General features: G+C 68.8%; 6 protein-coding genes. 1 reads left to right on the top strand and 5 read right to left on the bottom strand.

Annotation, left to right across the window (positions count from 1 at the left end; all coding sequences use genetic code 11):
- Positions 1–1,444: Zn-binding domain-containing protein (locus HII36_RS51580; RefSeq protein WP_173530743.1), on the top strand; the 1,444-nt coding region annotated here is incomplete at its 5' end.
- A 583-nt stretch (positions 1,445–2,027) separates the two neighbouring features.
- Here HII36_RS51580 and HII36_RS51575 read toward each other — a convergent pair.
- The 5 genes from HII36_RS51575 to HII36_RS51555 form a co-directional block, all read right to left on the bottom strand.
- Positions 2,028–4,229, bottom strand: coding sequence for an Ig-like domain-containing protein (locus HII36_RS51575; protein WP_173530742.1), 2,202 nt, complete (start codon positions 4,227–4,229; stop codon positions 2,028–2,030).
- Positions 4,230–4,971: 742 nt separating this feature from the next.
- On the bottom strand, positions 4,972–5,535 hold the full coding sequence (locus tag HII36_RS58430) for an Rv3654c family TadE-like protein (RefSeq protein ID WP_268959824.1): 564 nt from the start codon (positions 5,533–5,535) through the stop codon (positions 4,972–4,974).
- A 442-nt stretch (positions 5,536–5,977) separates the two neighbouring features.
- Positions 5,978–6,370, bottom strand: coding sequence for a TadE family type IV pilus minor pilin (locus HII36_RS51565; protein WP_173530740.1), 393 nt, complete (start codon positions 6,368–6,370; stop codon positions 5,978–5,980).
- Positions 6,367–6,702, bottom strand: a complete 336-nt coding sequence (locus HII36_RS51560; RefSeq protein ID WP_173530739.1) for a DUF4244 domain-containing protein — start codon at positions 6,700–6,702, stop codon at positions 6,367–6,369. The genes HII36_RS51565 and HII36_RS51560 overlap by 4 nt, the downstream gene beginning before the upstream one ends.
- A 149-nt stretch (positions 6,703–6,851) precedes the next feature.
- On the bottom strand, positions 6,852–7,589 hold a 738-nt coding region (locus HII36_RS51555), incomplete at its 5' end, for a type II secretion system F family protein (RefSeq protein ID WP_236004998.1).

The raw sequence follows: 7,589 nt of genomic DNA, 5'->3' as shown, positions 1-7,589 counted from the left end.
CCCCTCCACGGGTAAGGCGAGCGGCCTGGCGGAAGAGCCACCCCACCCCCCATCAGACGCCCTCTCCTGGGCGATCCCCGACATCCCCAACATCACGGACCTCCCGGACTGGAGCGACCTCCCCAACAAGATCGCCGCCTACCGCGCCGGCTACCTGGCCGAAGACCGCCGTCTCCTGGAGAAGGCCCTGCGCGCGGGCACCCTCATGGGCCTGGCCACCACCAACGCCCTGGAACTCGGCGTCGACGTGTCCGGCCTGGACGCCGTCCTGATCGCCGGATGGCCCGGCACCCGCGCGTCCCTCTGGCAGCAGGCCGGCCGGGCGGGCCGCGACGGCCAGGACGCCCTCGCCGTCCTGATCGCCCGCGACGACCCCCTGGACACCTACCTGGTCCACCACCCGCAGGCCCTTTTCGGTCAGCCCGTCGAGGCGATAGTGCTGGACCCGGACAACCCCTACGTCCTGGGCCCCCACCTGTGCGCCGCAGCCGCCGAGATCCCGCTGACCGAGTCCGACCTGCCCACCTTCGGCACGACCACTCAGGCCGTACTGGACGACCTGGTCTCCAACAGCCTGCTGCGCAAGCGCCCGGCAGGCTGGTTCTGGACGCGGCGCGAACGCGCCACCGACCTCGCCGACATCCGAGGCGGCGGCGGAGCGCCGATCCAGGTCGTGGAGGAATCAACCGGACGCCTGCTCGGCAGCGTGGACGAATCCTCCGCCCACACCACCGTCCACACCGGAGCGGTCTACCTGCACCAAGGCGAGACGTTCCTCGTCGAACTGCTCGACCTGGACGCCGGAGTCGCCCTGGTCTCCAGCGCCAACCCGGACTACAGCACCTTCGCCAGGGACATCACCGACATCTCCATCCTCGCCACCCAGCGCTCTCACACCCTCGGCGCCGGCACGCTGCACTTCGGCGAGGTCGAGGTGACCAGACAGGTGGTCTCCTACCTCAAGCGCCGCCTCCACTCCGGCGAAATGCTCGGCGACGAGCCACTGGACCTGCCACCACGCACCCTCAGAACCCGAGCCGTCTGGTGGACGCTCCCCGCCTCCTCCGTGGTCCCGCTCGCCGAGGCCGGCTTCGACCTCGGCGGCTGCGCCCACGCCGCCGAACACGCCAGCATCGGCCTGCTGCCGCTGTTCGCCACCTGCGACCGCTGGGACATCGGCGGCGTCTCCACCGAACTCCACGCCGACACGGGCCTGCTCACAGTCTTCGTGTACGACGGCCACGAGGGCGGAGCCGGCTTCGCCGAACGCGGATTCTCCCGAGCGCGCGACTGGCTGACGGCCACCCGAGAAGCCATCGCCTCCTGCGAATGCGACCGAGGCTGCCCGTCCTGCATCCAGTCGCCGAAGTGCGGCAACGGCAACGAACCACTGGACAAACGCGGCGCAATCCGCCTACTCGACACCCTGCTGAACGAGCAGTAACCCCTGCGCCAGCCCAGCCACTTCACTCCAGACCAGCCGCTGCGCTCGACCTGCCCACTAGTTCCCGCACGCAACCGCACGCTCACAGGCCCTCACGACAGCTTGCTCGCACAGCACAACGGCAACACAGCCAACTCAAACCACAGCCGCTCAAACCACAGCCGTACGGCCGGGCAATGGCATGCCGACCCAGCGGCTCAAGTAAGCGGTCGCGCATCTGAGCCAGCGGCGCACCGCACAACCCTCACAGTCACGCGGCCGCACGCCTGGCCCGGTCGCACCTCCGGTCCAGCCGCTCATTCAATCCAGCCGCTCACTCAGGCCTGGCACACATTCGCCGGCCACTCATGCCAGCCGGCTCCCCATGCCAGGCCAGCCATGCCAACCACTCACGCAGGTCAGCGACACATACCGAATCGCGACCCATGTCCTGGTCAGCCGCCGATTCGTTCAGTCACGCATCGCGCCAGTCACACGCTCGATCAGCCTCGCCGCAAGGTTGACCACACAGCGATTGGCAGGACAACTCGACAACCGAAGTGCCCAGCCCGACCCAACTCAGCCCAGCCCGACCCAACCCGGCTCAGCTCTCGCCGTCCCTGGGTCGACGTCCTGCGTAGGCGCCTTCGTCGTCATCGGCGGCCCAGAAGTCGGCCGACCCCGGTTGCGGACGCTCCCAGAAGCCGCTGTCCTCCATGGCTCGCGGGGACGGCGGCAGATAGTCGTCCCACCGGTCCTCGATCCGCACGGCCGGTGGGGTGACCTTGGCGGCGGAACCGGACACGTCCGTCACAGCCGAGGTGGGCAGTGCGATCCGCACGGGTTCCTGCCGCGCGGCCTGCGCCTCGCGCAGGTCGTCCACGCTCATGTAGAGCGGCAACGCGACGGGCACGTCAGATGCCCGACCGGCCCCGGCGGATTCGTCCGCCACACGAACCCGATCGGCCGCACCGGCCCGTTCGGTGCCGTGAGGACGCCGACCGGAAGCGTGGCCCGAACTGCCCTTGCTTCCCGGAAGGCCTGTCACCCCACGGGCCGCGTCATCAGCGCCAGATCGATCCGCCGATCGGGACGATTCATCCTCACTGCGTGGATCAGCGGCCCGGGCGCGTTCGGTAGCACTGGCGAGTTCGGCAGCCCGAGCCTGGTCAACGGCCCTGGCCAAGTCGGCGGCCCGTGCCAGGTTCGCGGTGCGAGCTACATCAATGGCCCGAGCCGCGTCAGCGGCGCGGGAGTGGTGGCCGGCAGTGACGGAAGGGTCAGCGCCGGTGCGCGACTTTCCGTCGTGAGCCAACCCGTCGTGCGCCAACAACTCGTGCGCTGACCTCTCCTGCGCCGACCGCTCGCGGGACAGCGGCTCGTGGGACGGACGCTCGTGGGACGGACGCTCGTGAGATGCACGCTCGTGAGATGCACGCTCGTGAGACGGGCGTTCCGGTGTGCGGGTCTTGGCGACGGCCAGGACCACTGCCGGTCGGCGTGGCGCCGTCGCCGTCGGCGGAATGCTGTCGTTGCCGGCCTGCTGCCCCTGAGCGGCCCCAGCCCCTCCCGCCGGCGGGACGGCGCTGCCGGATCCGGTGCCAGCCGATGCGAGTGCCCGACGACGGGCCCACGCTCCGCCGTGGGCGGCCAGCAGCAGGAGGAGCAGGCCACCCGCGACGTACATCCCGTATTGACCGATGTTCCCGAGCGGCGACTCATCCGACTGTGCCTTGACCCCATCCGACTTGAGCGGAGCCGTCTCGGCCTCCTGCTCGGGAGCCAAGCCGTCCGAGCTGCCGGGTTCATCGGCCTTGCCGGGGTCGTCCAGTGAGGTGTCGGCTGTCGGGATCGGCAGGTTGCCCTTGGGGTCGGTGTTCGGCATCGCGGGCAGCTTGTTGACCGTCTTGGGCGTCGTCACCGGTTTGCGGGTGGGAGTGCTGTTCGTCTGCTTGGGCGGGAGGGTCGGCAGCGGGTCGACCTTCTTGGTGCCCGTCTTCGAGTCTGTGGTGGTCTTGGGGGTCGGCTGTGTCTTGGTGGTGCCCTTCTTGGGCTGCGTGGGCGCGGCCGCCGGCGCCGGCAGCGTGACGTACGCGGCGCCGGAGCTGGCCGAGGCGATCGAGCCGCCGTCACCGTCTCCCCTGAACGCCTTCACCGTGAACCCCACCCGCTGCCCAGCCGCCTTGCCTGGAACGGCGAGCACGGCCTTGCACGAGGACCCGGAACACGCGCTGTCCGCAGGCAATCTGCCCACGATGCCGGACTGGCTGGTCGACACCTCGTACGACTGCAGGTCGGGTTCGGATCCCTTGTTCCAGGTCACTTGGATCTTGTCGGTGCCCTGCATGCTCGCGTTCACGCCACTCGGCGCCTCGGCCGGCCGCCGCAGCTTGAACGTGCTGGTCGCGTAGATCCGGCCGGTGATCTCGCCCTTGAGCGTTACGTTGAACGTGCCGTTCGGCGCGCTTCCCGCGTCGAAGGTGCCGGAAAGCGTCTGGTTCGCACCGCCGCCGGCGATCTTCTGCCTGGACGTGGACGGCCCATCGACGTACAAGCCCATGCTCAGTTGCAAAGCGCCCGTACGCGCGGAAACGGTGACGGACCCGTTCGTGACCACCTGACCGTCCGACGGGGACGTGATCTGCCCATCGGCTGACCGCGCGGAAGCCTGAGACGCCTGCTGGACCGAATACAGGAAGGTCGGCGCCGACTGCATAGACGCGATCGCCTTGACGGACTGCGTGGACACGGACGCCTGAGCGGATCCGCCGAGTGCGACGGCAGCACCCGTCGCGATCACCGCCACGGTCACCACTCTGCCAACCACCGTCACGACGCTTCCCTCCATCGAGAGCCTCGCGCCGCCTGAACGCCCAAAGGCGCTCGGACGGCGACCGGAAGTGCAGCACACCCCGCCCCCGGCCCGCACCTTAGCGACTGGCCATGGGCTCTCCCAGACTCTTGTCGCAGACGGCATGGACCAGAGGTAAGCGGCACCTTATGTGAGATATCCAGCTCTTGGACACTGCGTCTAAGAAGTCGTAACTTGATTGCGACATTGCCCCGCAAGTCCCACAGATCACATTCCCCTCGGCCCTGCCCCGCCCAAACACGACATCCTCCTTTTCAGCCGAAGGGACGGCGGCGCGGATACTGACGTTAGTTGACCCGCATCGTCCATGGCGTGTTCTCCTTGCCCGAGAAGAGCCAGGACCGTATTGCCACAACCTGATCTCATTGCCGAAGTCGAATCACATTGTCGAAAGTCGATCAAGTGCACCGCCACGCCGATCCGCCCACTTGGTCACCTGGGACAACCGCCCTATCTCCGAGCCTTTCGTTCCGAAGGCCGTCCGCGTGGCCATCCGTCTGAGTCGGGCCGGAGTCGGGCGGGAGTCGGAGTCGGCGCTGAAGCGTCTCCACGTGCTCGGGTTCCATAGATCCCCCCGTGCCGGTTCCTCTGGCCGGTTCGGGCACTCTGGCGGACCGTTGCCGCCTCCGTGATCAGGTTTCGGCGGCTGTATCGGCTCACATGCGCGGGTTAGGCCCTACGGCAGGGTGGCGGCTGGTTGCGCGGGGCCGGCTCGAGCCCTGCCGGTCAGGGTTCGCGTACCGACGACCGGTAGCGAGATGGGCAAGGCGGTCCAGATGTCGGCTGTGTCGTCGGTGATCTTGCATTGGGTCAGTTCTACGGCGTTCTCCTTGGCCAGGGTTGCGGCCTTCGCGCAGGCACCCTCGGGGTCGATGAGTGCCAGTTTGGCGGCGGCCAAGGCGCTCAGGTCGGCGGCGTTGTTGACGCGGTGGCGGGCGATACGCACCGAACCGACCAGGGAGAAGGCCAGCGCGACCGCCATGAGGAGACCCATCACGGCCACGCCCCACAGTGTGGCGGAGCCCTTGTCTCCGTGGGCTCGCGCGCCTTCGCGGGCTCGCGCGCCTTCGTGGACTCGCGCGTCTTCGCGGGTGCGGGCCCTCTCGCTGGTCGGCGTGCTTTCGCGAGTTGGCGTCCCTTTGCGGATCGGCACCCCTTCGCGAGCCGGTATCCCTTCGCGAGTTCGCGCTCTCCCGCGCTTTGGCTGCCTTTCGCCTGGCACCCCTTCGCAGGTTCGCATTCCTTCGCAGGTTCGAGGACTCTCCCGGGTGCGTTGCGTGACGTGAGGTGTCATGGGTCTGGTGGCTCCTCAGGGGGTGGTCAGGTGAAGCGGGCGGTCAAGCGTGAAGGGGTTGGCACGCCGGATCAGGCGGGGTGGGTGGTTAGGCGCGGGTTAAGCGAAGCCGGGTGGGTCAGGCGCGGAGCTGGAAGGGTCGGCGTGGATGACCGGCGCGCCAGGCCACGCAGCCGCGTCAGGCGAGGCGGCTGGCAAGGCGAGGCGGCTGGTCAGTGTGCGGGTCAGGCGAGGCGGTTGCTCGGGTGCACAGGACGGGTGAGGTGGCTGGCAAGGCGCGAGTTGGGCGAGGCGGTTGCTCAGGTGCGCGAGTTGGGCGAGGTGGCCGGGCAGGTGCACAGGACGGGAGAGGCGGCTGGGCGGGTGCGCGGGGCAGGTGAGTGGATGGTCAGAGGGGAGGGTCTGGTTCGGTGGCGGCGGTGGCTGTGGCGGAGACGCGGACTGCGGGGAGTGCGGGACCCCAAGGTGGGCGTACCTCCAGGGAGATTTCCACTTGGGTCAGTTCGGGGTCTCTGGTGATGGCTATCTCTGCGTTCTGGTGAAGGGCGGTGCGGGCTTGGGTGCGGACCTGGTCGAGGGGTTCGCCTCTGGCCGCCGCCCTCGCGGCTGTACGGGCGGCGTCGACGCACTCCAGTTGGACGGTGACGGCCTGAATGGCCCAGAGCGCGGCGGCCAGGACGGCTATGAGCGCGGGCAGCACCGCGGCGGTTTCGGCCGTGACCGAACCTCGCGATGCCGCCCGCTTCGTCTCGGCAGAGACCCGCTGGAAGCGGGTGGTCATTCGTTGTTGGTCTTGAGCGCGCGATCGATGAGTGCCGTGAGCATTTCCTGAACCTCTGGGCTGCTCACCACCTTGAAGAGCAGGGCGGCGAAAGCGCAGGCCGCGATCGTGCCGACCGCGTATTCGGCTGTTGACATGCCGCGCTCGCGGTTGGCGGCGGCGCATCGGATCCACTTGTCGGCGGCGCGAAGTCGGAAGCGGGACTTGGCGGTCTCGGCTGCGGTCTCGGCTGGTGGCTCATTCGGAGGAGCGGCGTCGGCTGTCGCTTGCTGGTTGCTGGGTGAGAGTTCGCGAGCTGTCTGGTGAACGGTGGTTTGGGTGGAACTACGCATCGTGCCTCCAGGTGCTCGGGAGTGGGCCGTGCCCGGCGTTGCGCTCCAAGGGTGGCCGAAGCGGGGGTGCTGGTTGGGGGCAGAACTGGGTTCTGTGGATGGAGGGGGCCGAAGGGGCGAGCCTGTGGATAAGTGGACGGCGGCAGGGCTCAAGGAAGGACGATCGTGGAGGCGAGGCCGGCGATCACTGGGATGATCCCCAGCAGGACGAACGCCGGCAGGAAGCAGAGGCCGAGCGGCGCGACGGCCTTGACGCCCACGCCTCTGGCCGCGGCGATCGAGGTGGCCCTGGCCGCTTGTCTGGCGTCGTCGGCCAGGCGGGTGAGGACGTCGGCGACGGGTGCGCCGCTCTGCGCGGCCCGGGTCATGGTTCTGGACAACAGGCCCGTGCTGGGATCTCTGGCCAGGTGCGCCCAGGTCGGTTCGGGGTCGGCGCCCAGGCGCAACTGGGTGGCTACCCATGTCAGACGGTCGCCGAGTGGGCCGCCTATGGCGGTGGCGGCGATCTCCGTGGCCGCGCTCACCGGGCGGCCGGCGAGGAGGCAGGCTGCCATCAGGTCCGCGGCGAACGGGAGATCGGCGGCAATCCGGAGGCGGTCCCGCTGGGCTTGTGGCGGTTCTTTCCTGTGGAGGACGGCGCCTGCGATGGGAGTCAGGAGGAGGCCGATCACGGCTCCGGGGATGCCGCCGATGAGGAGAGCGGTGAGGAGGCCCGTGCCGGTGGCGTAAATGATCGTCTTTGGTGCGATCGGCTTTTGGGTGGTCGCCGTCTTTAAGGGGATCCCGCTTGTGGTTGCGGGGGCGGAGTCCGGTTGGGGCGGCTGGTTGGCGTGCAGAAGGTGTGGCGGGCTCTTTGGTCTGGGTGGCCGGTCTGTTGGGTTCTGGGC

Origin of the sequence: Nonomuraea antri (assembly GCF_013283785.1) — a bacterium.
GTDB classification, from domain to species: domain Bacteria; phylum Actinomycetota; class Actinomycetes; order Streptosporangiales; family Streptosporangiaceae; genus Nonomuraea; species Nonomuraea antri.
Note: the sequence above shows the minus strand (reverse complement) of the source record. Positions and strands in the feature narration are given on the sequence as shown.